Origin of the sequence: Caulobacter segnis (assembly GCF_019931575.1) — a bacterium.
Classification (GTDB): Bacteria; Pseudomonadota; Alphaproteobacteria; order Caulobacterales; family Caulobacteraceae; genus Caulobacter; species Caulobacter segnis_C.
This window is the reverse complement of record NZ_CP082923.1, coordinates 3,794,848-3,818,335: the sequence shown is the minus strand read 5'-3', so window position 1 is coordinate 3,818,335 and position 23,488 is coordinate 3,794,848. Positions and strand designations below refer to the sequence as shown.

The window sequence follows — 23,488 nt, the reverse complement described above, 5'->3', positions numbered from 1 at the left end:
CCATTGCACCTTTTATTGTCGGGACTAGGTTCTCAGATCGACTGGGACCGCGCGCCGGGCGCGCGGTTGACGCGAAAGGGACCGCGCGGATCGCGCGGATGAGGAAAGACGAATGACCGCTAGGAAGTCGGGATTCATTGTGGGCGCCGTCGCCGGTGCGGGCGTGGCCTGCGCGGCTCTGGCCGGGGTAGGCATGCGCATGGGGACGGCGGCCGCCGAGGCCCCGGCCATCCGCGCCTCGATGGCCGGCGCGCCGGCCTTCGCCCCGCCGCCGGGCGCGCCGATGTCGTTCGCCGACATCTTCGAGAAGGTCTCTCCCGCGGTCGTCCAGATCAACGTGACCTCCAAGGCCTCGCCGCAGGGCCTGCGCATCCCGGGCCTGGAAGGCTTCGACATCGTGCCGCGCGGCCAGAAGGGCAAGCCGGGCCAGCAAGGCCAGGACGGCGATGACGGCGACACGCCGGCCACGCCGAAGCAGCAGTCGGCCGGCTCGGGCTTTTTCATCTCGGCCGACGGCTACATCGTCACCAACAACCACGTCGTGGCCGACGCCGACGACATCCAGGTGGTGATGAAGGACGGCCGCGAGCTGAAGGCCACCCTGATCGGCCGCGACGAAGGCACCGACCTGGCCGTGATCAAGGTCGTCGATCCCAAGGCCAAGAACGCCGAGTTCCCGTATGTGAACTTCGAGAACCAGGCCAAGCCGCGTGTCGGCGACTGGGTCATCACCATCGGCAACCCGTTCGGCCTGGGCGGCACGGCCACGGCCGGCATCATCTCGGCCTATGACCGCGACCTGGGCGACCAGACCTCGTCGTTCGTGAACTACATCCAGATCGACGCGCCCATCAACCGGGGCAATTCGGGCGGTCCCAGCTTCGACATCTATGGCCGGGTGATCGGCGTCAACAGCGCCATCTACTCGCCGTCGGGCGGCTCGGTCGGCATCGGCTTCGCGATCCCCGCCGACATCGCCGAGGGCGTGGCCAAGCAGCTGATCTCCGGCGGCAAGGTCGTGCGCGGCTATATCGGCGTGACCATCCAGGACTTCGGCGCCGACGCGGCCGAGGCGCTGGGCCTGAAGGACGTCAAGGGCGCGATCATCAGCGAGATCGTCGCCGGCGGCCCGGCCGCCAAGGCCGGCCTGCTGCCCGACGACATCCTGACCGCCGTCAACGGCGTGGCCGTGGCCAACCGCTCGGAACTGACCCGCGAGGTCGCCAAGGCCCGTCCGGGCGAGACGATTAAGCTGTCGATCATCCGCGACGGCAAGCCGCGCACGGTCGACATCAAGTCGGGCACCCGCCCGGCCGAGGGCACCCTGGCCCAGAACGACGACGATCAGGATCAGGACGGCGCCGCGCCGACCCCGGACAAGCCCGCCGCTCAAAAGGTCGAGGCCCTGGGCCTGACCCTGGGCGCGATCGACCCGGCCTCGCGCCAGACCTACAAGATCGACAGCGAGATCAAGGGCCTGCTGATCACCGGCGTGAAGGGCGACAGCGACGCGGGCGAGAAGGGCCTGGCCAAGGGCGACGTGCTGTCGAACATCAACGGCGCGGCGGTGGCCAGCGTGGCCGACGTCAACGCCGCCGTGGCCAACGCCAAGAAGGCCGGCCGCACCAGCGTGCTGGTCAAGGTGATCCGCCAGAACCGCCCGGTCTTCGTGGCGCTGAAGATCGCGCCGTAAGCGGATAGACTTGCGAACGGAAAGCCCCGCCCCGGTCCGCCGGAGCGGGGCTTTTTCGTATCTGTCCAAGGTTTAAGTTACGGCGGTCGTCGAAACCGCTATTGCAAGAGCAACTATCGCGCGATGCGCGGAATCGCGAGAACGTCGATCGTTCCGCTGTTCCGCCCGAGCGCATGAGGGGCTCTACGATGCGTATTCTGATTATCGAGGACGACCTGGAAGCCGCCGGCGCCATGGCGCATGGCCTGACGGAGGCCGGCTACGACGTCCAGCACGCGCCCGACGGCGAGGCCGGGCTGGCCGCGGCCCAGAAGGGCGGCTTCGACGTCCTGATCGTCGACCGGATGATGCCCAAGCTTGACGGTGTCCAGGTGGTCGAGACCCTGCGCCGCGAGGGCGACCAGACGCCGGTCCTGTTCCTCTCGGCCCTGGGCGAGATCAATGACCGCGTCACCGGCCTGCGCGCCGGCGCCGACGACTATCTGGTCAAGCCGTACGCCTTCCCCGAGCTGATGGCCCGCGTCGAGGCCCTGTCGCGCCGTCGCGAGACCGGCGCCGTCGCCACGACCCTGAAGGTCGGCGAGCTGGAGATGAACCTGATCAACCGGACGGTCCATCGCCAAGGCAAGGAAATCGACCTGCAGCCGCGCGAATTCCAGCTGCTGGAGTTCATGATGCGCCACGCCGGCCAGTCGGTGACCCGCACCATGCTGCTGGAGAAGGTCTGGGAATACCACTTCGACCCGCAGACCAACGTCATCGACGTGCACATCTCGCGTCTCCGCAGCAAGATCGACAAGGGCTTCGACCGGGCCATGCTGCAGACCGTGCGCGGCGCCGGCTACCGGCTGGATCCGTAGGAGAGCAGCGGCGGCTCCCATGCCGCCGGACCCGTCATGCGTCTGCCGCGCCTTCTCCGCACCACGCCGTTCCGGCTGACCCTGCTGTTCCTGGCCCTGTTCGCGGCGGCCGCCAGCGCCTTCCTGGGCTACATCTACGTGGCCACGGCGGGCGAGGTGAACCGCCGCTCGCAGGCCGAGATCAGCCGCGAGTTCGAGAGCCTGGAAGCGGCCTATCGCCAGGGCGGCGTCGACGCCCTGAACCAGACCATCGTCGAGCGGGCGACGGGCGAGCGGCCGTTCCTGTATTTCCTGGCCGACAGGGACGGCAAGCGCATCTCGGGCTCGATCGAGGAGTCGCCGGTCGCCAATTTCAGCGGCGACGGCCCGCAATGGGCCAGCTTCAAGGTCACCGAGACCGACCTGGACGGGGCCGAGGTCAAGGCCGCCGCACGCGGGGTGCAGCAGCGGCTGGAGCACGGCGAGATCCTGTTCGTCGGGGCCGACGTCGATGCGTCCGAGGCCTATGTCCGCAAGATCGTCCGGGCCCTGTGGGGCGCCGGGGCGCTGGTCATCCTGCTGGGCATGGCCGGCGGGGTGCTGATCAGCCGCAATGTCAGCCGCTCGATGCAGGGGCTGGTGGATGTGGTCAACGACGTGCGCGCCGGCGACCTGCACGCCCGCGCCCGGGTGCGGGGCACGCGCGACGAGTATGACGAGCTGGCCGAGGGCCTGAACGACATGCTCGACCGGATCGAGCGCCTGATGGGCGGCCTGCGCCATGCCGGCGACGCCATCGCCCACGACCTGCGCTCGCCCCTGACCCGCCTGCGCGCCCGCATGGAGGTCGCCCTGATCGACGCCGAGAACGGCAAGGGCGACCCGGTGGCGGCGCTGGAGACCGCCCTGCAGGACGCCGACGGGGTGCTGAAGACCTTCAACGCCGTGCTGGCCATCGCCCGCCTGCAGGCCGCCGGTTCGGCCCCGGACCAGCGCCCGTTCGACGCCTCGGAACTGGCCACCGACATGGCCGAGCTCTATGAGCTGTCGTGCGAGGACAAGGGCCTGGACTTCAAGGCCGAGATCGTCCCGGCCCTGCCGATCAAGGGCAATCGCGAGTTCCTGGCCCAGGCCCTGGCCAACATCCTCGACAACGCCATCAAGTACACGCCCGAGGGCGGGGCGATCATGCTGCGCGCCCGTCGCACCTCTTCGGGCGAGCTGGAGTTCTCGGTCACCGACACCGGCCCGGGCGTGCCCGAGGCCGACCGCGCCCGCGTCATCCAGCGCTTCGTGCGCCTGGAGAACAGCCGCAGCGAGCCGGGCGCGGGCCTGGGCCTGTCCCTGGTCAGCGCCGTCGCCGTCTCGCACGGCGGTCGCCTGGAGCTGGCCGAGGGACCGGGCGAATACAACGGCATGGGCCCGGGCCTGCGCGTGGCCCTGGTGCTGCCGCGGGTGGAGTAGGGGCGGATATCACCTTCCGCCCCCTCCCGGGGGGCGGACGACCGCGCAGCGGTCAGGTGGGGGCAAAGGGTGTGAGCACGCACTTCACTTGCCCCCTCCGGGCTTTCAGCCCTCCTCCCCGGAGGGGGAAGAAGGGATGACTTGATGCGCCGCCGCCAGTTCCTCGCCTCGTCCCTGCTGGCCTTCGCGCCGACCGTCGCCTTCGCCCAGACCCAGGCCGCTCCGCCGCCGTTCCCGCCCGTCGACGCCCGCAGCGTCTGGCTGGCCGGCGACAGCGCGCCGCCGGACGCGGTCAGGACCGCCGCGCGTCTGGCCGAGCTGGTCCAGAAGGGCAAGCCGCGCGACAGCTATCTGGCCGGCGGCGCGGTGGGCGAGCTGGAGCGGCGCTTCGCCGCCATGCTGGGCAAGGAGGACTGCGCCTTCCTCCCGACCGGGACCCTGGCCAACCACGTGGCCGTGCGCATCCTGGCGGGGGAGGCCACGCGGGTCGTCGTCCAGCACGAAAGCCACCTCTATCGCGACGAGAGCGACGCGACCCAGCTGCTGTCGGGCCTGAATCTGGTGAGCCTGGCGCCCGGCCGCGCGGGCCCGACCCTGGACGAGATCAAGGCCGCCGTCGACGAGGCCGAGAACGGACCCTATCCGCTGAGGGTCGGGGCCATCTCGCTGGAGAGCCCGGTGCGCCGCGCCCATGGCGAGCTGCTGGACCCGTCGGCCCTGCGCGACATCGCCGCCTACGCCCGGGGCAAGGGGATCCGCCTGCACCTGGACGGGGCGCGCCTGCTGCTGGCCCCGCCCGGCTATGACGTGGCCGGGACGGCGGCCCTGTTCGATACGGTCTATGTCTCGCTCTACAAGTACCTGGACGCGCCGTTCGGGGCGGTGCTGGCGGGCTCCAAGGCCGACATCGCCAAGGCCCGCGCCCTGCGCCACCAGTTCGGCGGGACGCTCTACCAGGCCTGGCCGTGCGCGGTGCTGACGCTCGCGGCGCTGGACGACTTCGACGCCCGGCACAAGGCCGCCTTCGCCGCCGCCGACCAGCTGTTCGCCGCGCTGGAGAAGGCCGGGGCCGCCAAGCTGAAGCCCGCGCCCAACGCCTCGAACATCCGCCAGTTGGTCCTGAAGCCCAAGGTCGCCGAGGGGGTCTTCGACCGCATGCGCCTGGCCGGCGTGCGGCTGATCAAGCCGGGCGCGGACGGGACGACGGAGGTCTGGATCAACGACACGCTCAACCGCCGGCCGGTCGAGGAATACGTGAAGCTGTTCCTGGGCTAGGGGCGGGCGCTACTCGCCCTGCACCCAGGTGATCACGCCGTTGGCGTCCATCTGGGCGGCCAGGCCAGGGCGCAGGTCGCGGAAGTCGGGACCGCGCGGCGACACGCTCCAGACGACGACCATCGCCATGATCGCCAGGAAGGTCATGGTCAGGAAGCCGGCGATGTCGCGGTGCAGGCTGGGCTCGCGGCGGTTCAGCAGCGACACCCGCAGGATCAGCGGATGGGTGGCCCAGCCGCAGGCCAGGGGCGAGGTCGAAACGCTCATCTGCGCCTTCATCAGGGCCTTGGCGTAGTCGGCGCGGATGTCCGAACGCAGGGCCACGACGGTGGCGTCGCAGGCCAGCTCCTGGTCGATGCGGACCAGGCGCGAAGCCAGGGCGATCATCGGGTTGCACCAGCCGACCACGCCGGCCCCGGCGATGACCAGGTTGGCGATCGGATCGCCACGATTGATGTGGGTGCGCTCGTGCAGGGTGATCATCTCGCGCTCGCGGGGCTCGAAGCGCTGGGCGAAGTCGGACGGCAGGACGATGCGCGGCCACAGGGCGCCCATCACGGCCGGACCGGCCAGGCCCTGGTCGACCTTCTTGCGGAACAGGCGCTCGCGCAGGACCAGGATGGCGGTGGCGACCGCGCAGCCGGCCAGCCACAGCAGGATCAGCTTGCCGGCCCAGACGCCCAGGGGGCGAGCGGGAGAACCCAGGTCCATCGTCTCGGCCAGGCTGGGCAGGAAGGCGGCGGCGGCGGCGGCCGGCACCACGGCCCACAGGCCGTAGGCGCGGCGCGGCCCGAACAGACGGCGGGCCGACGGCCGCAGGATGATGACCAGCAGCACCGCGGCGGCGGCGGCGATCTGGGCCCGGATCAGGGCGAGGGCGAAGAGCTCGATCATCGTCGGATGCGGTTCCTGCCGTTTCCTCGCGTCAATGGTTACAACTGTAAATTCTCACGTCAAGCCGGCGCGTTGATCGACGTGGGCGCAACCGCCGCGATCCTCGCTCACGGGGAACGATCCGGCCGCAAGACGGCAAGATTGCGGTCGTGCTTCCTCCGGCCGTTGGGGGCGGGATCAGTTCAGGCCGGGGCGGGCGGCGTAGAGGGCGTCCGGCGCGAAGGCGTGCTGGTCGAAGCCGCGCGGCGCCAGCATCCACACGCCGACGACGGTGGCGAGGGTGAAGACCGTCACGGCCAGGAAGCCGACGATCTCGCGCCGGCGGCTGGGCTCGGTCCGGCCCACGAAGCCGACGCGCAGGATCAGCGGATGGGTCCCCCAGCCGCAGGCCAGGGGCGAGCTGCTGCCGACCATCGACACCTTCAGCAGCGCCCGGGCGTAGTCGCTCCGGATGCCGGTCCGCAGGGCCAGCACGCTGGCGTCGCAGGCCAGTTCCTGGTCGATGCGGAGGAAGGCCGCGCCGAGATGGACCATGGGGTTGAACCAGCCCAGCACCCGGCAGCCGGCCACGATCAGATTGGCCATCGGGTCGCCGCGCCGGATGTGGGTGCGCTCGTGCAGCAGGATCAGCTCGCGCTCGCGAGCGCTGAAGCGGTCCTCGAAGTCGGCGGGCAGCACCAGGCGCGGCCACAGGGCGCCCATGACGGCGGGCCCGGCCTCGCCCCGCTCGACCAGCCGGCGGAAGGCGCGCTCCCGCCACGCGACGAAGCCGGCGAAGACGCCTGCCCCGGCCAGCCAGACCGCCACCACCTTCAGCGCCGCGTCCGGCGCCAGGGGCGAGGCGGTCGCGCCGATCTCGAGCGACTCCGAAAGGCTGGGGAACAGGCTGGCGATCGCGGCGGCCGGCGCGATGGCCCACAGCCAGTAGGCCAGGCGCGGCCCGAACAGGCGGCGCAGGGGCAGGCGCAGCAGCAGCACCAGGACCACGCCGAACGCCGCGGCGACCTGCGCGCGCATCAAAGCCAAGGCCAGCAGTTCGATCATGGTCGTTTCCCGATCCCCGGCTTCTGGTCGTCGCGCCGGGTTTGCCGGATGGAACAGTTACGACTGTAAATTCTCCCGTCAAGCGGGCCCGTGGATCCGCATGACCTCAACCGCTACGCTCAACACGCTGGGCGCCTAGGCTTTCAGCGCCCGAGGGAAATCCCGACGGCCGGCCGAATGTCCGGGTGACCGGGCCGCGCGACGCGCCCTCAACTGGCCGCGCGGCGACGAGGGGAAGAGGCGTGAGCATGCGGATGGAGACCTTGGGGCGGCGCGCCGTCCTGGCGGGACTGGGCGGCTTCGGGGCCAGCAGCCTGGCGGGCTGCGCCACGGGGCCGGTCTCGCTGGCCCGGCCGGGCGCGGCGCGGGCCCCGATCCTGCCGGCCGTGCGGGCCGAGCTGGACCGGATCACTCGCGTCACCGTCTGCCTGCGCCCCTTCCGCAAGGCTGGGCCGCGCTTCGACGTCGAGACGGTCGGCGACAAGACCGTGGTCCACAACTACGGACATGGCGGCAGCGGCTGGTCGCTGTCGTGGGGCTCGGCCGAGCAGGCCGCCCGCAAGGCCCTGGCCGGCGGGGCGCGCGAGGTGGCGGTGATCGGGTGCGGAGCCCTGGGCCTGACCACGGCCACCGTGCTGCGCCGGGCCGGCGCCAACGTCACCATCTACGCCGCCGAGCGTCTGGCCGACACGCGCTCGTCGCGGGCCACCGGCACATGGTCGCCCGACTCGCGCATCGCCGCCGAGGGCGAGACCCCGGCCGGGTTTCCCGAGCTGTGGGAGACGATGTGCCGGACCTCGTTCCGGACCTTCCAGACCTATGTCGGCCTGGCCGGCTCGCCGGTCGAGTGGAGCGACCGCTACAGCCTGTTCGACGCCGCCCCGACCAGCGGCCATGTCCGCGCGCCAGGCGTCCCGCACTTCGTCGAGTACGCCGACCGGGTGCGGGACATCATGCCCCGCCAGGTCGATCTGCCGCCCGAGGCCAATCCTTTCCCGGTCGCCCATGTCCGTCGCGGCGCGTCGCTGCAGTTCAACGTCACGGAATACGCCCACGTGCTGATGACCGACTTCCTGCTGGCCGGCGGCAAGGTCGAGACCCGGGTCTTCAACACGCCGGGCGAGCTGACGGGGCTGAAGGAGCCGGTGATCGTCAACTGCACCGGCTATGGCGCGCGGGCGCTGTGGAAGGACGAGAGCATCGTGCCGGTGCGCGGACAGATCGCCTGGCTGATCCCCCAGCCCGAGCTGCGCTATGGCCTCTACTACAAGAACATCTCGGTGCTGCCGCGCCGCGACGGCATCGTCTTCCAGCAGGTCGGCGAGACCGAGGCCTATGGCTACAATGACGACCGCGAGGTCGCCGACATGGACGAGGCCCGCACGGCGGTCTCGACCATCGCTGCGCTCTACGCCCGCATGGCCGCACGCCCGGCCTGATCTTGCTCCTGGGGCGAGGGCGGGTCACGTTGCCCGCCATGACTCGTCTCGCCGATCACCTCGTCCCCTGCGGCCCCGTCCTCGACGCCAAGGCCGCCGAACGGGCCCACGAGGCCATCGCCAAGCGGGTCGGCGAGGCGATGGCGGGGGTCGACGCGGCCTGGAGCGCCCTGGCCCCCATCTTCGCCGCCTCGCCCTATCTGGCCAGCCTGGCGCGCCGCGACGGCCAGCGCCTGCCCCGGCTGCTGGAGGGCGAGCCCGACCAGACCCTGGCCGCGATCCTGAAGGACGCCCTGGCCGTCGCAGGCGAGCCGGACTTCGAGACCGCCCGCAAGGCCCTGCGCGAGCTGAAGGCCGACCTGCACCTGCTGACGGCCCTGTGCGACCTGGGCGGGGTCTGGGACCTGGATCAGGTGACCGGCGCCCTGACCCGCTTCGCCGACGCGGTGCTGCGGGCCGGCCTTGCCCAGGCCGTGCGTCAGGAGGTCGATCGCGGCGCCCTGACCCACATCGGCGACGGCGAGGGCGGCCCCGCCCCCGGTCTCTTCTGCGTGGCCATGGGCAAGCATGGCGCGTTCGAGCTGAACTATTCCAGCGACATCGACTTCTCGATCTTCTACGCGCCCGAGAAGCTGCCAGTCGCCGACGGGCACGAGCCCCAGGCCGTGGCGGTGCGGATCGCCAACCACCTGGGCCGGGTGCTGCAGGAGCGCACGGCCGACGGCTACGTCTTCCGCATCGACCTGCGCCTGCGTCCCGATCCGTCCTCGACCCCGCCCGCCATGCCGGTCGACGCGGCCATGGACTACTACGAGAGCGTCGGCCAGAACTGGGAGCGTGCGGCGCACATCAAGGCCCGCATCGCCGCCGGCGACCTCGCCGAGGGCGCGGCCTTCCTCGAAGCGCTGCAGCCCTTCATCTGGCGGCGCAACCTGGACTTCGCGGCCATCGCCGACATCCACTCGATCAAGCGCCAGATCCATACCTACAAGGTCGACGACCGCCTGACCGCCAAGGGCGCGGACCTCAAGCTGGGGCGGGGCGGCATCCGCGAGATCGAGTTCTTCGTCCAGACCCAGCAGCTGATCCTGGGCGGCCGCCAGCCCGACCTGCGCGGCCCGCGCACCCTGGACGCCCTGCTGGCCCTGGCCACGGCCGGCCACGTGACGCTGGAGGACGCCGGCTGGCTGGCCAAGGCCTATCAGGACCTGCGGGCGCTGGAGCACCGCGCCCAGATGATCGCCGACGACCAGACCCACAAGCTTCCGGAATCGGACGCCGAGCGGAAGAAGGTCGCGGCCCTGTGGGGCCAGGACAATCTGCGCGGCTTCGACGCCGCCGTCGGCCGGATCCTCAAGGGCGTCAACCAGCGCTATGGCCGCCTGTTCGCCGGCGAGGAGGAGCTGTCGTCGCGGTTCGGCAGCCTGGTCTTCACCGGCGTCGACGACGATCCCGAGACCCTGGCCACCCTCAAGCGCATGGGCTTTTCCAGCCCCGAACGGGTGGCCGCCACCATCCGGGGCTGGCACCACGGCCACATCGCCGCCACCCGCACCGAGCGGGGCCGAGAGCTCTTCACGCGCCTGGCCCCGCGCCTGCTGGACGCGGCCAACGCCACCGGCGCGCCGGACCAGGCCTTCAACCGCTTCGCCGATTTCTTCGCGTCCCTGAGCTCGGGCGTGCAGATCCAGTCGCTGTTCCTGGCACAGCCGCGGCTGTTCGAGCTGATCGTCGAGGTCATGGCCTTCGCCCCGCGCCTGGCCACGACCATGGCCAAGCGGCCGACGGCCCTGGACGCCCTCTTGGACCCCAGCTTCTTCGGCCCGATCGAGACCCCCGCCGTCGCGCCCTGGGACCCGGCCGACTTCGAGGGGGCGATGGACGCGGCCCGCCGCCTGTTCCGCGACCAGAGTTTCCGGATCGGGGTGCGGGTGATGAGCGGCAGCGCCGACGCCCGCGACATCGGCCGGGCCTTCGCCGAGCTGGCCGACCTGATCATCGGCGGCCTGGCTCCCGCCGCCCTGGCCGAGACCGAGCGCCTGGGCGGGGCCTTCCCCGGCCAGGTGGCCGTGGTGGCCCTGGGCAAGGCCGGCTCGCGCGAGATGACCGCCAAGTCGGACCTGGACCTGATGACCCTCTACGCGGCCGATGGGCCAGCGGCCCATTCCGCCACCAAGGAGTGGAGCGCCGACGTCTTCTACGCCCGCTTCACCCAGCGGATGACCTCGGCCCTGTCGGCGCCGACGGGCGAGGGGACGCTGTACGAGGTCGACCTGAAGCTGCGTCCCTCCGGGACCAAGGGTCCGGTGGCGGTCAGCTTCGCGGCCTTCGAGGATTATTATGAACGTGAGGCCGAGACCTGGGAGCTGCTGGCCCTGACCCGCGCCCGGGTGGTCTGGGCCAGCTCGTCCGACTTCAAGGCTCGCGCCGAGGGGGCGATCGAGGCGGCCCTGCGCCGGTCGCGCGAATGGAAGAAGACCGCCGCCGACGTCATCGAGATGCGCGAGCTGATGGAGCGCGAGCGGCCTGGCAAGGGCGACTGGGACCTCAAGCTCGACCCCGGCGGCCTGGTCGACATCGAGTTCGCCGCCCAGTTCCTGCAGTTGGCCCACGCGGCGGGCGGCGGTCCTTTGCGCCAGAATACCGGCGAGGCCCTGGCGGCTCTGCGCGCGGCGGGCCTGGCCGACGACGGGGCGCTGGCCAGGCTGGAGGCCGCCTGGCGGCTGGAGCAGGATCTCTCGCAGCTGATCAAGGTCGCGCTGGAGGACGGCCTCGACGTCGAGGCCGAGCCCAAGGCCTTCAAGGCCCTGATGGCCAAGGCCGGGCGCGTGAGCCAGTTCAAGTCGCTGAAGCCGAAGCTGGCCAAGGCCAAGGCCGAGGCCCGCGCCGCCTATGAGACGATCGTGCGGGCGCCGGGCTAGGGCCTGCCGGCGTCGGCGGGCAGGGCGCGATAGCGGATCTCCCGCACGCCGATCCCGAGCGCCCGGTAGTCGGTGGGCGGCGTCCGGGCCCCGGGAATCTCCAGGACGATGTCGAGCGGACCGGCTCGCCCGTTGGAGCGCGGCGGGACAACGAACGTGTAGGGCTGGTAGCCGCCGGCGGCCACCGCCAGCTTGGTCACGGCGCGACCGTCGAACCGGATGGTGACGATCTGGGGACGCGGCGGCTGCTCCGAATAGGCCAGCGCCTGCAGCGTCACCTGGGTCGGCCGGCCCGGCGCGGCCGGCAGACGCAGGACGACGTGCTTGCTGACAGTCCAGACCCCGGCGCCCTCGGGCGTGGCCCAGCCCTCGACCAGGGCGGCGGGCTTCACGCCGGCCGCCTCGGTCGGGATCCAGCCTTCCAGGCCGCCGTCGCCGGACAGGAAGTCGCCCCGCCGCATCGGGGGCAGCCCCAGCGGAGCCAGGTCGCGTCCGCAGATGACACCGCGTTCCATCCGGTAGCAGTCGGTGCGCGCCGCGAACACGCCGAGGCGTCCGCCTCGGCTTTCCCCGTCGTTGAAGATGACGGTCACCGTGCGATCGCCGGGCGGGGCGGTCTGGAGCATCGCGCCGGTCGGCAGCGCGCAGCCCTTGTAGGCGTTGTGGGCGGTCGGGATGCTGCTGACCCTGCCGCCCAGGCGCGCCGCCAGGTGGGCGGTGTGGGTGAAGGCGGTGATCTCCTCGGGGTTCACCAGGCAGAAGTAGTCGGGCGCGAAGACCCAGGGGCGAGCAGCCAGCGCGCGGGCGCCCTGGTCGTCCACGTGAACGATCGGCGCGAACGGGATGTTGAAGAAGCCTCGGATCGTCGCTCGCACGGTGGCCGAGTCGACGACCTGCAGCGCCAGGGCGGCGACCAGGACCACGGACGCGGCCTTGCGGGGCAGGGCGCGCCAGATGATGACGACGGCGGCGGCCAGCAGCAGATAGGCCGGCGCCCAGAAGAAGCGGCCGTGGGCGCGGAAGACGCCCAGCGCCTTGGCCATCGCCTCGGGCAGGGGCAGGTCGAGGACGAGCCGGTGGCCCAGATAGGCGCGCGGCCCGATGGCCCAGAGCGTCAGGATCAGCATGGCGACGGCCAGGGGCCACAGGGCCGACGCCCGCGCCCGGATCCGTCGCCGGACGTCGGCGTTCACGCAGGCCAGCGCCAGGGCGACAAGGATCAGCCCCAGCGCGCCGGCGCCCATATACTGGTAGCCCTCGATGGACTGTCCGCCGGTGGCGTCGGACGTCCCCGCGAAGCCGCCGCCGTGCCAGGCCTGGCGCAGCAGGCCAGAGCCTGCCGGGCGCCAGGGGGCGTCCAGGTTCATGGAATAGAACCCCGGCTTGCTGCCGCTGTCGGCCACGCCGTCCCCGACGTCGTAACCCAGGAAGGCCGCCGAGGCGGCGACGACCAGCGTCACGAGGATGCCGCCCGCGAACACCCGCCCCACGGAACGCCCTCGGCCGCGCACGAGTTCGGCGACCAGCGCGGCGGCGAACAGCAGACTCAGCGGGACCAGGTGGTAGGCGTGAATACCCACCGCCAGGCCGAACAGCAGGCAGAAGGCGGCGACGTGACGGCCGCGCAGCCCCTGGACGGCGGCGTCGACCGAGGCCGCGGCTCCGAACAGCAGCAGCCAGTGCGCACACAGCGCCGGATGCCCGAACTGCCGCGCGATCCAGGTCGGAACGGCCAGGGCCAGCAGGCCCATCACCAGCAGCGGCAGGCGATCCTTGATCCCTAAGGCGCGCGCCAGGCTGATCGCGCCCACCGGTTGCAGGACGTAGGAAGCGAACAGGATCACCCCGAGCGGGTTGAGCACCCGCCCCAGGTGAAGGGCCTTCAGGGCCAGCGACACCCACGGGACGCTGTCGGTGAAGACGATCGACAGCGGATGGGCGCCCAGGCCCTCGACGACGGTCGGCCGAAGCGACCAGGGCGCGTTCAGGAAGCCGTAATAGCCGGTCATCATGGCGGCCATGTCAAAGCGCGGCGTGACCCAGGCCCGGCCCGACGCGAGCAGCGCGTCGAAGCCCAGGGTCCAGCCGAACAACAGGACGCCCGCCAGAGCCGCCAGCACCGTCGGTCGCGTAAGCCTGTCCACGACCGCCGAATTTCGAAACCGCATGCGCCCCCGACCGAATGCAACTGGAGGCGCGATAAGTAGCAGGCGGAACGTTCATGTGAATGGCTTTGGCGCGCCAAGCGCGGGATTCCGACGCTGGCCCTTGACGGCCCCGCGCAACGCCCCGAGCTTGGCCGCTCCCGTTGTTTCGGAGCGTCCCATGCGTCGCCTGCTCACCGTCCTCCTCGGCTCGGCCGCCCTGCTGGGCGGGGGCGCTCACGCCGCCGACAAGAAGCCCGTCGAGGGGGAGGTCCCCAAGGCCATCAAGACGCTGCACGACGGCTTCCTGACCCTGGACACCCACCTCGACACCCCCGAGCACTTCGCGCGCAAGGGCTGGTCGATGCTGGACCGCCACGCCTATCTGGACGACCTGACCCAGGTGGACCTGCCGCGCATGAAGGCCGGCGGCCTGGATGGCGGGTTCTACGTGATCTACACTGGCCAGGGCGAGCTGACCGCCGAGGGCTACCGCTTCGCCCGCGACTTCGCCCTGGAGCGGGCGACGGAGATCCGCGAGATGGTCGCGGCCCATTCCGATCAGTTCGAGCTGGCCTACACCGCCGAGGACGCCGCCCGGATCAACAAGGCCGGCAAGAGCTTCGTCTACCAGAGCATCGAGAACTCCTGGCCGATCGGCGAGGACCTGACCCTGCTGCGCACCTTCTACGACACCGGCGTGCGCATGGCGGGGCCCGTTCACTTCCGCAACAACCAGTTCGCCGACAGCTCGACGGACCCCAAGGGCAAGATCTGGAACGGCTATTCGCCGCTGGGCCTGCGCTGGCTGGCCGAGGCCAATCGCCTGGGGATCCTGATCGACGTCAGCCACGCCAGCGACGACGTCGTCGACCAGTCAGTGGCCCTGTCCAAGGCGCCGATCATCGCCTCGCATTCGGGGGCCAAGGCCATCTTCGACCACCCGCGCAACCTGGACGACGGGCGGATCAAGAAGATCGCCGCCAGCGGCGGGGCGATCTGCATCAACTCGGTCTATCTGAAGGCCCCGACACCGCCGAGCGCCGAGCGCAAGGCCGCTCTCGACGCCCTGGGCCCGCAGCCCGAGAGCGGCAGCGAGGCCGAGGTGAAGGCCTGGGTCAAGAAGCTGATGGAGGTCAACGCCAAGTATCCGTTCCCGCGCGCCAACTTCGACACCTTCATGGCCAGCATGCTGTACACCTTGAAGATCGCCGGGCCCAAGGGCGTCTGCGTCGGGGCCGACTGGGACGGCGGCGGCGGCGTCGAGGGGCTGGAAGATGTCGCCGACTTGCCCAAGATCACCGCCCGCCTGAAGGCCGAGGGCTATAGCGACGCCGACATCCAGGACATCTGGAGCGGCAACGTCCTGCGCCTGGTCGCCGGGGCCCAGGCCTACGCCAAGAGCGTGGCCAAGTAGGACGCGGGGGCTCCCCTCGTCGGGGGAGAATTCCATCTGGACAACCCTGGCGCGATCGAGCCTACTGCTCGCCTGGAGTCGAGGGCGGCATGGTCAGCGTCAAATCCCTGGGCGTATCGGACGAGCTGCCCCTTGAGATCGGCGGGGAGGGCGGCTCGGGGGCGGTCGAGCGCCCGCCCGCCGGGGCGTCCCGCAAGGCGGTCCATGCCCATCACGCCGGTCACCGCGAACGCCTGCGCCAGCGGGCCAAGACCGGCGGCTTCGTCGCCTTGCCCGACTACGAGCTGCTGGAGCTCTATCTCTTCCGCACCTTCCCGCGCGGCGACGTCAAGCCGCTGGCCAAGGCGCTCCTGGCCCGGTTCGGCTCGCTGGGCGCAGTGCTGGGCGCCACGCCCGAGGAACTGGCCACCGTGCCCGGCGTCGGCGAGGCGGCGGCCATGGACCTGAAGCTGCTGCACGAGGCCACGCTGCGGGCCGGACGCGACAAGATCGCCAAGCGGCCGGTGATCGCCTCATGGAGCGCGCTGCTGGGCTATGTCCGCGTCGCCCTGGCCAACGAGTCGCGCGAGCAGTTCCGGGTGCTGTTCCTGGACAAGAAGAACCAGCTGATCGCCGACGAGGTGATGAACCGCGGCACCGTCGACCATGCTCCCGTCTATCCGCGCGAGGTGATGCGCCGGGCGCTGGAGCTGTCGTCCAGCAACATCATCATCCTGCACAACCATCCGTCCGGCGACCCGACCCCGTCGCGGCCGGACATCGACATGACCCGGCAGATCGTCGAGGCCGGCAAGGCGCTGAAGATCGCCGTCCACGACCACCTGGTGGTCGCCCGCGACGGCGTGGCCAGCTTCAAGGCGCTGGGGTTGATGTAGGCGAAAGATCTTCGCCATCGCGACGACGGAATTTCGCCGCTCGGGCGTTCAAGTCTTCATGGGACGGACCATCCGAGTCTGGAGACCTTCGACCGATGACACGACGCACCCTGATCGCCGCCGGCCTGATGGCCGGCCTGGCCGGTCCTGTCCTGGCCCAGACGACGGCGCCCGCCGCGCCCGCGGGCATGACCCTGCAGCAGTTCCAGGCCAAGAACGGCGACAAGCTGTTCACGCGCCTGGACACCAACAAGGACGGCAAGATCTCGCCCGCCGAGTTCACCGCCTTCCGCAAGGAGAACGCCGAGGCCGACGCCAAGGCGACCAAGGCCGGCAAGCGGGGCCAAAAGCTGTTCTCCCGCTTCGACAAGGACAAGGACGGATCCCTGTCGCGGACCGAGGCCGACGCCCTGCTGGCCTGGCGCTTCAAGCGCATGGACGCCAACGCCGACGGGATCCTGTCGCTGGAGGAGTTGCAGGCCAAGTCCGGCAAGGCCAAGGTCGGGGTCTGATGACGACGTGCGCGGCGGGTTGAGGCTTGGCGTCCGACGGGAACGATCCCGACGAAACCTTGCTGGCGGGGGTGGGCCGGGGCGACCCGACCGCCGTTCGCCAACTGCTGGATCGACGGCTGCCGCGTATCCTGGCCCTGGCCCGGCGCATGCTGAACGATGCCGGCGACGCAGAGGACGTGGCCCAGGAGACCTTCCTGCGCGCCTGGCGGCAGGCCCGGGCCTGGACGCCGGGGCAGGCCAGGTTCGACACCTGGCTGCACCGCGTGGCCTTGAACCTCTGCTACGACCGGCTGCGCCGACGGCGCGAGGTGGTGACGGACGCGCCGCCCGAGCAGGTCGATCCGGGGCCCGCGCCGGACGCTGGCCTGATCGGGACCGAACTTTCGAAGCGCGTCGAGGCGGCTCTGGCGGCTTTGCCGCCGCGCCAGCGCGAGGCGATCGTGCTTTGCCATCACCAGGGCTTGGGCAATATCGAGGCCGCCGCCCTGATGGAGATCAGCGTCGAGGCGCTGGAGAGCCTGCTGTCGCGGGGGCGTCGCGCCCTGAAGGCGTCGCTGGCGGATCTGCGAGGGGGAGGGGGCTGATGGGAACGGTCTTGAAGGAGGCGTGGGCATGATGACGCCAGAAATGTCCATTGGGCGGTTCGAGGCCCTGGCCGAGAGCTATGGCGGCGAAATCGCCCGCTGGCCCGAAGGCGAGCGCGAGGCCGCGCGCGCCCTCTTGGCCGCCCATGCCGAGCGCCTGTCGCCGGTGCTGGCCGCCGCCGCTCAGCTGGACCGCCTGCTGGACCTGGCGCCAGCCCCCGCGCCGGACGCGGCCCTGCTGGGTCGGCTGATCGCCGCCGCGCCCCGACCGACCGGCCAGGCGCGGCGCTGGATCGCCGGGGTCGGCGCGGCCCTGGGCCTGTCGGCCGCCGCCCTGGCTGGCGTGGCCGTGGGCGTGGCGATCGGCCGGCCGGCCGAGGTCGCCGCGCCGGTCGGGTCCGAGTCCGTCGTCACGGCCGTCGACACCTCGGCGGCGCTGCAGGACGCCATCGCGGAGCCTTCCGAGCTATGACGACCTCGCGCCCGTGGGCGATCGCCCTGGCTGTCTCGGCGGCGGTCAACGTCTTCCTGATCGGCGGGGTGGCGGGCATGGCCTATATGCGGCTGACGACTCCGCCGCCGCCCGCGCCGGCGCCGCCGCGTCCGATCGTGGTCGCCGCGCCGCCGCTGGTCGCCGCGCCCCCGGCGCCGGTCGCCCCGTCCGAAGCGCCGCCGAGGTCGACACGCCGTCCCGCCGTCCACGCGCCATCGGCGCCGGTCATCGCGCGTCCGCCGACGCCTGTGGCCGCCCCGCCCGCCGAGGCCGCTCCGCAGCCCGCGCCGCCACGGCCGGCCCTGATCTCGGCGGCCGACGCGCTGTCGCCCGATCGGCGGCAGGCGTTCCGCAAGGCGCTGAACGAGGCCAACAAGCGCAACAGGCCCCTGACCCAGCAGGCCCGCGCCGATCGGCAGGCGGCCCTGGACGCCCTGGTCTCTCCTGGCTACGACGCGGGCGAGGTGTCCCGGCGGCTGGCGTCGGCCCGGAGCCTGGAGCTGCAGGCGCGGGGCAATGTCGAGGCGGCGCTGGCGGCGTTCACCGCCACGCTGTCCCCGCAGGAACGCGCGCAACTGGCCGACGGCCTGTCACGCGTCTACGCTCCGACGCCGCGGCCAATGAAGGGGCCGAACTGAATTTCGCGCCCGACGTAACCAAGGGGCGGCGCGGTTCGTATCCGTATTGAACGCCGCCCTCGGAGAGCCGCCCCATGCTGATCCGCCACGCCCCCGACCTGACCGACAACGACGTCACCGACCAGGGGCTCTATCTGAAGCGCCGGACGCTGATGACGGGCCTGGCGGGCGTGGGCCTGGCCGGGGCGGCGGCGGGCCAGGCGCGGGCAGAGCTGTCCTTCACCAAGGGCTTCTCGACCACCGAGAAGGCGACCCCGAAGGACGACATCACCAGCTACAACAACTTCTACGAATTCGGCGTCGACAAGGGCGATCCGGCCGAGAACTCGGGCCGCTTCAAGCCGCGTCCCTGGACCGTCCGCATCGACGGCGCCTGCGAGGCTCCGCGCACGGTCGGCATCGAGGACCTGATCAAGGGGAACAGGCTCGAGGAGCGCATCTACCGCATGCGCTGCGTCGAGGGCTGGTCGATGGTCATTCCGTGGGTCGGCTTCCCGCTGAAGGACTTGCTGGCCTCGGTCAAGCCGACCTCGAAGGCCAAGTTCGTGGCCTTCGAGACGGTGATGCGGCCGTCGGAAATGCCCGGCCAGGGCTGGAACACCCTGGACTGGCCCTATCGCGAGGGCCTGCGCATCGACGAGGCCATGCACCCGCTGACCCTGATGGCGGTCGGCCTGTACGGCGACGTCCTGCCCAACCAGAACGGCGCGCCGCTGCGCCTCGTCGTGCCTTGGAAGTACGGCTTCAAGGGCATCAAGTCGATCGTGCGGATCAGCCTGGTCGAGAGCCAGCCGGTCACCGCCTGGAACAAGCTGGCGCCGCGCGAGTATGGCTTCTATTCCAACGTCAATCCGGCCGTGGACCATCCCCGCTGGTCCCAGGCCACCGAGCGCCGCATCGGCGAGTTCCGCCGCCGCGACACCCTGCCGTTTAACGGCTATGGCGAGTGGGTCGCCGACCTCTATCGCGGCATGGACCTGAAGAAGTTCTATTGATGGCTTCCGCCCAGAAGGGGAAGAGCAAGCGCCCCTCCAAGCTCCGGGACAGCCTCGTCTACGCCCTGGTCTGGCTGGCCTGTTTCGCGCCGATCGTCTGGCTGGCCTGGAAGGGCTACGCGGGCGAGCTGGGCGCCAATCCGATCGAGAAGCTGATCCGCCAGCTGGGCGTCTGGGGCCTGCGCCTGCTGCTGGTCGGCCTGGCCATCACCCCGGCCGCGCGGATCCTGAAGGCGCCCAGGCTGGTCCGCTTCCGACGGACCATCGGCCTGTTCGCCTTCAGCTACATCGTGCTGCATCTCGTCAGCTATGTGGGCGTCGACCTGTTCTTCGACTTCAGGCAGCTGTGGAAGGACATCCTGAAGCGGCCCTTCATCACCCTGGGGATGGCGGGCTTTCTGTTGCTGATCCCGCTGGCCGTGACCTCGACCAATGGCTGGGTCATCCGCCTGGGCCGCGCGGCATGGAGCCGGCTGCACCGGCTGATCTACGTGATCGTCCCGCTGGGGGTCGTCCACTATTACCTGCTGGTCAAGGCCGACCACCGGCCGCCGCTGATCTATGGGGCGGTGTTCGTCGTCCTGATGGGGTGGCGGGCGTGGGACGCGTGGGCTAGCCGCCCAGGATCGCCGGCTGGAACAGGCCGGCCGGCGAGGCCGTGAAGACCTCGTAGCCGTCTTCCGTCACGCCGATCGAGTGCTCGCACTGGGCCGACAGCGACTTGTCGCGGGTCACGGCGGTCCAGCCGTCGTTCAGCACCTTCACCGCCGGCTTGCCCAGGTTCACCATCGGCTCGACGGTGAAGAACATGCCAGGCTTCAGCACTGCGCCCTGGCCGGGGCGGCCGAAGTGCAGGATGTTCGGGGCGTCGTGGAACACCTTGCCCAGGCCGTGGCCGCAGAAGTCGCGGACCACCGAGCAGCGCTGGGCCTCGACGTAGCTCTGGATGGCGTGGCCGATATCGCCCAGGGTCGCGCCCGGCTTCACCGCGTCCAGGCCGCGCTTCATACCCTCATAGGTGATCTCGACCAGGCGGCGGGCGCGCGGGCCCACCTCGCCGACGCCGTACATCCGCGAGGTGTCGCCATGCCAGCCGTCGACGATGACGGTGACGTCGATATTGACGATGTCGCCCTCGCGCACGTTCCAGTCGCCCGGGATGCCGTGGCAGACCACGTGGTTGCGCGAGATGCAGACCGTCTTGGGATAGCCGCGATAATAGAGGCAGGCGGGCAGGGCGCCGTGGTCCAGGATGAACTCGCGGGCCAGGCGGTCCAGCTCGTCGGACGAGACGCCCGGCTGGACGTGCGGGACCAGGATGTCCAGGCACTCGGCGGCCAGCTTGCCGGCCTTGCGCATGCCCTCGAAGTCCTCGGCCTTGTGGATCTTGATCTGGCCCGTGCGGGTCTCGGCTTCGATCTCGAGGGTGTTGTCCAAGGTCATGCTCTACTCGGCGGCGCCGCCGCGAGGCGGCGATAGGGTCGGGGCGTATCTGCTGATCCTAGCACGGATTTCAACCCCTGACCTCCCTTCGACGCCTTTTGCTATGGGGTGATGCGTCGCACGACGCCGTCGGCGGGGCGGATTTCCTTGATGAAGGTCGCGTCCAGCGAGGTCGGCTTGTCGCGCCGCACGTGGCAGACGCCCTTGTAGCGGGTGACCCGGCCGGTGGGTTTCTCGGTGATGTCGGCGGTGAACTTCACGTCCCACTCGCCCGGCCGGCCAACCGGTATCGGGTCCATGTCGTCGGAATTGATGCTGCCGACATGCTTGAGGTCGAAGCGTTCCTCGAGTTCGCCGGTGCAGGCCTTGAACGCGAACACGGCCCGCAGGCCGGTCATGAAGCCGCTCTCCGGCTTGGTCGGATCGCTCCGTCCACAGCCCGACAAGACCAGCGCCAGAGCGGTCAGCGCCAGGACGGTCCTCTTCATGCGATCCCCCTCGGTGCGCCAGCCTTTTTCGAGCGTGCGAAGAGGTAACCGAAGGCGCGCCGATTGCAGCTTAAATCGCTGTTAGGTGAGCGTTGGTCCACAGGATGCGGCGATCGATGCGCACCGTCTCCGTGCTCGTCGCGCACGCATAGACCAGCACCTCCACCCCGGCCTGGGCCGCCGCGTCCAGGCCGGCCGCGAACTTCGGGTCCAGGTCGGCGCAGGCGCTGAAGGTCTCGCAGTCCTCGCGCTGGACGACGAACAGCACCACGGCGCGGTGGCCCTCGGCGACTTGGGCGGCCAGATCGGAGAGGTGCCGGGTCGAGCGCTCGGCCTTGCAGTCGGGGAACTCGGCCAGGCCCGGCGTGCGCGAGAAGTGGCAGTTCTTGACCTCCAGCCAGCAGGGCGGCCGGTCGGGATGGGTCAGCAGGAAGTCGACCCGGCTGGCCTGCGCGTACTTCACCTCCGGGCAGATCGTCGCGTAGCCGGAGAGCTCGGGAAGGGCGTCGGCCGCCAGGGCCTCGGCGACCAGCCGATTGGGCAGCAGGGTGTTGATGCCGACCAGGGCGTTGCCCTGCTCCACGTATTGCAGGGTGTAGGCCAGCTTGCGCTTGGGATCGTCCGACCATGACACCCAGGCGCCCTGGCCCGGATCCCTGACGCCCAGCATGGCGCCGGGATTGGGGCAATGGGCGGTGATCGCGCGTCCGTCGTCCAGCATGAGGTCGGCGAAGAAGCGCTTGTAGCGACTGACCAGCCGGCCGTGGATCAGCGGTTGCGGGAGCAGCATGCGGGGCCTAAGTCGGAGGGCGGGAACACTGGCGATGTAAGGGATTGAACGGATGACCACCAGCGAGCGCGTGACAGCCGCCGTGATGATCATCGGCGACGAGATCCTGTCGGGTCGCACCCAGGACGTGAACCTGGCGGCCATCGCCAGGTACCTGGCGACCTACGGCGTTGACCTGTGCGAGGCGCGGGTGGTGCCCGACGTCGAGCAGGAGATCATCGACGCGGTCAACGCCCTGCGGACCCGCTACGACTACGTCATCACCACCGGCGGCATCGGCCCGACCCACGACGACATCACCGCCGACTCGATCGCCAAGGCCTTCGGGGTCACGGCGCCCGAGCACCCCGAGATCATGGCCATGCTGCGCGAGCGCTGGGGCGAGCCGAACGCCGCCCGCCGCCGCATGGCCCACGTGCCGGAAGGCGGCAGCCTGGTGAAGAACCCGGTGCAGGGCCCTCCCGGCTTTCAGAAGGACAACGTCTTCGTCCTGGCGGGCGTGCCGGCGATCATGCGCGGCATGCTGGAGGACGTGGGTCCTCGCCTGCGCACGGGCGCGGTGGTGCTGAGCAAGACCGTCCGCGTCACGGGTACGGGCGAGGGCACGATCGCCGCGCCGCTGGAGGCGGTGGCCAAGGCCCATCCGGACATGTCGCTGGGCAGCTATCCGTTCTTCAGCCCTCCGGATGTCTACGGCGCCAACCTGGTGCTGCGCGGTCGCGACGCCGCGGAGCTGGACGCGGCCGTCGGCGAGCTGATCTCGGCCCTGGCCGAAGCCGGGGCCGCCAATATCGAGCTGCTGGCCGATCCGGCCTGACCCCGGAAAGCGGGCGCTACTCCTCGCCGGCCACCGCGCGCGCCAGGTCGACCAGATGCTTGCGCATGCCGGCCGACTGGATGGTCGTGAAGGCGCGGGCCAGGTCGGGGGCGCCGGGCAGCGACCAGAAGTCGGCCATCTCGTTGGCCAGGTCGGCGGCGGTGGTGTCCAGCCCTTCCGGATCGTCCAGGCCCTCGAAGAAGAAGCCGATCGGCGTCTTCAGGAACATGGCCGTGGCGTGCAGCTTGCTGGCGCTGATGCGGTTGCTGCCGCCCTCGTACTTCTGGACCTGCTGGAACGTCAGGCCCAGGGCGTCCGCCAGGGCTTGCTGGGAATAGCCCAGATCCTTGCGGCGCATACGCAGGCGGCGACCCACGTGAATGTCGACGGGATCAGGGGTCTTGTCTTCGGCCATGGTCAGATACTCGAACGCAACGGGTGGGGAGGTAGCTCATCGAGCCGCCGCGCGAGAACGGTGTTCGCCCTGCGAGACGCGGCCGTGATCCTGGGGGGAGTCGACGCCCCGAGAAACGTTTATTCCTCCACGGAATGTTTATTCCCGAATGACGGGAAGTCGGGCGACGTCTAACGCCAAAGGTGGAGCCCGATGGTAGGGACGGTGGGACTCGAACCCACACGGATTGCTCCAACGGATTTTAAGTCCGGCGCGTCTACCGATTCCGCCACGTCCCCATGTCCCGTGGCGTAAGGGTTTTCAGG

The 23,488-nt window shown here is 70.6% G+C and carries 22 protein-coding genes and 1 tRNA gene; 15 read left to right on the top strand and 8 right to left on the bottom strand.

Going from position 1 to position 23,488, the window contains the following annotated elements; all coding sequences use genetic code 11:
• Window positions 1–112: 112 nt before the first annotated feature.
• The 4 genes from K8940_RS17525 to K8940_RS17510 all read left to right on the top strand — a co-directional run bounded on the left by K8940_RS17525 (window position 113) and on the right by K8940_RS17510 (window position 5,271).
• Entirely contained in the window at window positions 113–1,693 is a 1,581-nt protein-coding gene (locus K8940_RS17525; RefSeq protein ID WP_223391354.1) for a Do family serine endopeptidase, read from the top strand.
• Window positions 1,694–1,881: 188 nt separating this feature from the next.
• Window positions 1,882–2,553 (top strand): two-component system response regulator UczR, encoded by a 672-nt coding sequence (uczR, locus tag K8940_RS17520; protein ID WP_223391353.1) that lies wholly within the window; start codon window positions 1,882–1,884, stop codon window positions 2,551–2,553.
• A gap of 36 nt (window positions 2,554–2,589) precedes the next feature.
• Window positions 2,590–3,996: a two-component system sensor histidine kinase UczS gene (gene uczS, locus K8940_RS17515; RefSeq protein WP_223391352.1), complete on the top strand. Its 1,407-nt coding sequence runs from the start codon at window positions 2,590–2,592 to the stop codon at window positions 3,994–3,996.
• A gap of 144 nt (window positions 3,997–4,140) precedes the next feature.
• Window positions 4,141–5,271 (top strand): threonine aldolase family protein, encoded by a 1,131-nt coding sequence (locus K8940_RS17510; RefSeq protein WP_223391351.1) that lies wholly within the window; start codon window positions 4,141–4,143, stop codon window positions 5,269–5,271.
• A gap of 9 nt (window positions 5,272–5,280) precedes the next feature.
• Here the strand turns inward: K8940_RS17510 and K8940_RS17505 are convergent, their stop codons facing one another.
• Complete coding sequence (locus tag K8940_RS17505; RefSeq protein ID WP_223391350.1) at window positions 5,281–6,165, bottom strand: M56 family metallopeptidase; 885 nt, start codon at window positions 6,163–6,165, stop codon at window positions 5,281–5,283.
• Window positions 6,166–6,342: 177 nt separating this feature from the next.
• Window positions 6,343–7,209, bottom strand: a complete 867-nt coding sequence (locus K8940_RS17500) for a M56 family metallopeptidase (protein ID WP_223391349.1) — start codon at window positions 7,207–7,209, stop codon at window positions 6,343–6,345.
• 248 nt (window positions 7,210–7,457) lie between these two features.
• Here K8940_RS17500 and K8940_RS17495 point away from each other — a divergent pair, with 248 nt between their 5' ends.
• Both K8940_RS17495 and K8940_RS17490 read left to right on the top strand, forming a co-directional pair.
• Window positions 7,458–8,648 carry an FAD-dependent oxidoreductase gene (locus K8940_RS17495; RefSeq protein ID WP_223395890.1) on the top strand — a complete coding sequence of 397 codons (1,191 nt, stop codon included), beginning with the start codon at window positions 7,458–7,460 and terminating at the stop codon, window positions 8,646–8,648.
• A gap of 38 nt (window positions 8,649–8,686) precedes the next feature.
• Window positions 8,687–11,569 carry a bifunctional [glutamine synthetase] adenylyltransferase/[glutamine synthetase]-adenylyl-L-tyrosine phosphorylase gene (locus K8940_RS17490; protein ID WP_223391348.1) on the top strand — a complete coding sequence of 961 codons (2,883 nt, stop codon included), beginning with the start codon at window positions 8,687–8,689 and terminating at the stop codon, window positions 11,567–11,569.
• Here K8940_RS17490 and K8940_RS17485 read toward each other — a convergent pair.
• A complete protein-coding gene (locus K8940_RS17485; protein WP_223391347.1) occupies window positions 11,566–13,713 on the bottom strand; it encodes a hypothetical protein in 2,148 nt (715 codons plus the stop codon). The two genes, K8940_RS17490 and K8940_RS17485, sit on opposite strands and share 4 nt — an antisense overlap.
• A 181-nt stretch (window positions 13,714–13,894) precedes the next feature.
• On the opposite strand from K8940_RS17485, the gene K8940_RS17480 reads away from it, so the two are divergent.
• The 8 genes from K8940_RS17480 (at window position 13,895) to msrQ (ending at window position 19,892) form a co-directional block, all read left to right on the top strand.
• On the top strand, window positions 13,895–15,130 hold the full coding sequence (locus tag K8940_RS17480) for a dipeptidase (RefSeq protein WP_223391346.1): 1,236 nt from the start codon (window positions 13,895–13,897) through the stop codon (window positions 15,128–15,130).
• An 89-nt stretch (window positions 15,131–15,219) separates the two neighbouring features.
• Window positions 15,220–16,005, top strand: a complete 786-nt coding sequence (gene radC, locus K8940_RS17475; protein WP_223391345.1) for a RadC family protein — start codon at window positions 15,220–15,222, stop codon at window positions 16,003–16,005.
• 95 nt (window positions 16,006–16,100) lie between these two features.
• On the top strand, window positions 16,101–16,517 hold the full coding sequence (locus tag K8940_RS17470) for an EF-hand domain-containing protein (protein WP_223391344.1): 417 nt from the start codon (window positions 16,101–16,103) through the stop codon (window positions 16,515–16,517).
• Window positions 16,518–16,543: 26 nt separating this feature from the next.
• Complete coding sequence (locus K8940_RS17465) at window positions 16,544–17,104, top strand: RNA polymerase sigma factor (protein ID WP_223391343.1); 561 nt, start codon at window positions 16,544–16,546, stop codon at window positions 17,102–17,104.
• Between the two features lie 28 nt (window positions 17,105–17,132).
• Window positions 17,133–17,576 (top strand): hypothetical protein, encoded by a 444-nt coding sequence (locus tag K8940_RS17460; protein WP_223391342.1) that lies wholly within the window; start codon window positions 17,133–17,135, stop codon window positions 17,574–17,576.
• Window positions 17,573–18,235 (top strand): periplasmic heavy metal sensor, encoded by a 663-nt coding sequence (locus tag K8940_RS17455; RefSeq protein WP_223391341.1) that lies wholly within the window; start codon window positions 17,573–17,575, stop codon window positions 18,233–18,235. Before K8940_RS17460 ends, K8940_RS17455 begins: the two co-directional genes overlap by 4 nt.
• A 74-nt stretch (window positions 18,236–18,309) precedes the next feature.
• On the top strand, window positions 18,310–19,230 hold the full coding sequence (msrP, locus tag K8940_RS17450; protein WP_223391340.1) for a protein-methionine-sulfoxide reductase catalytic subunit MsrP: 921 nt from the start codon (window positions 18,310–18,312) through the stop codon (window positions 19,228–19,230).
• Entirely contained in the window at window positions 19,230–19,892 is a 663-nt protein-coding gene (gene msrQ / locus K8940_RS17445) for a protein-methionine-sulfoxide reductase heme-binding subunit MsrQ (protein ID WP_223391339.1), read from the top strand. The genes msrP and msrQ overlap by 1 nt, the downstream gene beginning before the upstream one ends.
• Here msrQ and map read toward each other — a convergent pair.
• The 3 genes from map to sfsA all read right to left on the bottom strand — a co-directional run bounded on the left by map (window position 19,843) and on the right by sfsA (window position 21,951).
• Window positions 19,843–20,673 carry a type I methionyl aminopeptidase gene (gene map, locus K8940_RS17440; protein ID WP_223391338.1) on the bottom strand — a complete coding sequence of 277 codons (831 nt, stop codon included), beginning with the start codon at window positions 20,671–20,673 and terminating at the stop codon, window positions 19,843–19,845. The genes msrQ and map overlap by 50 nt on opposite strands.
• A gap of 101 nt (window positions 20,674–20,774) precedes the next feature.
• Window positions 20,775–21,161 carry a hypothetical protein gene (locus K8940_RS17435; RefSeq protein ID WP_223391337.1) on the bottom strand — a complete coding sequence of 129 codons (387 nt, stop codon included), beginning with the start codon at window positions 21,159–21,161 and terminating at the stop codon, window positions 20,775–20,777.
• A 70-nt stretch (window positions 21,162–21,231) separates the two neighbouring features.
• Window positions 21,232–21,951 (bottom strand): DNA/RNA nuclease SfsA, encoded by a 720-nt coding sequence (sfsA, locus tag K8940_RS17430; protein ID WP_223391336.1) that lies wholly within the window; start codon window positions 21,949–21,951, stop codon window positions 21,232–21,234.
• A gap of 52 nt (window positions 21,952–22,003) precedes the next feature.
• Between sfsA and K8940_RS17425 the strand changes: the two genes are divergently transcribed.
• Window positions 22,004–22,768, top strand: a complete 765-nt coding sequence (locus K8940_RS17425; protein WP_223391335.1) for a competence/damage-inducible protein A — start codon at window positions 22,004–22,006, stop codon at window positions 22,766–22,768.
• A 16-nt stretch (window positions 22,769–22,784) separates the two neighbouring features.
• On the opposite strand, the gene K8940_RS17420 is transcribed toward K8940_RS17425, so the two are convergent.
• Together K8940_RS17420 and K8940_RS17415 are read right to left on the bottom strand one after the other, a co-directional pair.
• Entirely contained in the window at window positions 22,785–23,183 is a 399-nt protein-coding gene (locus K8940_RS17420; protein WP_223391334.1) for a helix-turn-helix domain-containing protein, read from the bottom strand.
• Window positions 23,184–23,376: 193 nt separating this feature from the next.
• Window positions 23,377–23,461: transfer RNA gene (locus K8940_RS17415), tRNA-Leu, on the bottom strand.
• Between the last annotated feature and the right edge of the window lie 27 nt (window positions 23,462–23,488).

Excerpts from the sequence above, each read along its gene's own strand:
- K8940_RS17460 (WP_223391342.1), top strand. The coding sequence starts at position 17,133 with ATGATGACGCCAGAAATGTCCATTGGGCGGTTCGAGGCCCTGGCCGAG.
- K8940_RS17425 (WP_223391335.1), top strand. The coding sequence starts at position 22,004 with ATGACCACCAGCGAGCGCGTGACAGCCGCCGTGATGATCATCGGCGAC.
- K8940_RS17470 (WP_223391344.1), top strand. The coding sequence starts at position 16,101 with ATGACACGACGCACCCTGATCGCCGCCGGCCTGATGGCCGGCCTGGCC.
- K8940_RS17500 (WP_223391349.1), bottom strand. The coding sequence starts at position 7,209 with ATGATCGAACTGCTGGCCTTGGCTTTGATGCGCGCGCAGGTCGCCGCG.
- K8940_RS17510 (WP_223391351.1), top strand. The coding sequence starts at position 4,141 with ATGCGCCGCCGCCAGTTCCTCGCCTCGTCCCTGCTGGCCTTCGCGCCG.
- K8940_RS17480 (WP_223391346.1), top strand. The coding sequence starts at position 13,895 with ATGCGTCGCCTGCTCACCGTCCTCCTCGGCTCGGCCGCCCTGCTGGGC.
- K8940_RS17490 (WP_223391348.1), top strand. The coding sequence starts at position 8,687 with ATGACTCGTCTCGCCGATCACCTCGTCCCCTGCGGCCCCGTCCTCGAC.
- msrP (WP_223391340.1), top strand. The coding sequence starts at position 18,310 with ATGCTGATCCGCCACGCCCCCGACCTGACCGACAACGACGTCACCGAC.
- sfsA (WP_223391336.1), bottom strand. The coding sequence starts at position 21,951 with ATGCTGCTCCCGCAACCGCTGATCCACGGCCGGCTGGTCAGTCGCTAC.
- map (WP_223391338.1), bottom strand. The coding sequence starts at position 20,673 with ATGACCTTGGACAACACCCTCGAGATCGAAGCCGAGACCCGCACGGGC.
- uczS (WP_223391352.1), top strand. The coding sequence starts at position 2,590 with ATGCGTCTGCCGCGCCTTCTCCGCACCACGCCGTTCCGGCTGACCCTG.
- K8940_RS17495 (WP_223395890.1), top strand. The coding sequence starts at position 7,458 with ATGCGGATGGAGACCTTGGGGCGGCGCGCCGTCCTGGCGGGACTGGGC.
- msrQ (WP_223391339.1), top strand. The coding sequence starts at position 19,230 with ATGGCTTCCGCCCAGAAGGGGAAGAGCAAGCGCCCCTCCAAGCTCCGG.
- K8940_RS17525 (WP_223391354.1), top strand. The coding sequence starts at position 113 with ATGACCGCTAGGAAGTCGGGATTCATTGTGGGCGCCGTCGCCGGTGCG.
- K8940_RS17505 (WP_223391350.1), bottom strand. The coding sequence starts at position 6,165 with ATGATCGAGCTCTTCGCCCTCGCCCTGATCCGGGCCCAGATCGCCGCC.
- K8940_RS17420 (WP_223391334.1), bottom strand. The coding sequence starts at position 23,183 with ATGGCCGAAGACAAGACCCCTGATCCCGTCGACATTCACGTGGGTCGC.
- K8940_RS17435 (WP_223391337.1), bottom strand. The coding sequence starts at position 21,161 with ATGAAGAGGACCGTCCTGGCGCTGACCGCTCTGGCGCTGGTCTTGTCG.
- radC (WP_223391345.1), top strand. The coding sequence starts at position 15,220 with ATGGTCAGCGTCAAATCCCTGGGCGTATCGGACGAGCTGCCCCTTGAG.
- uczR (WP_223391353.1), top strand. The coding sequence starts at position 1,882 with ATGCGTATTCTGATTATCGAGGACGACCTGGAAGCCGCCGGCGCCATG.
- K8940_RS17455 (WP_223391341.1), top strand. The coding sequence starts at position 17,573 with ATGACGACCTCGCGCCCGTGGGCGATCGCCCTGGCTGTCTCGGCGGCG.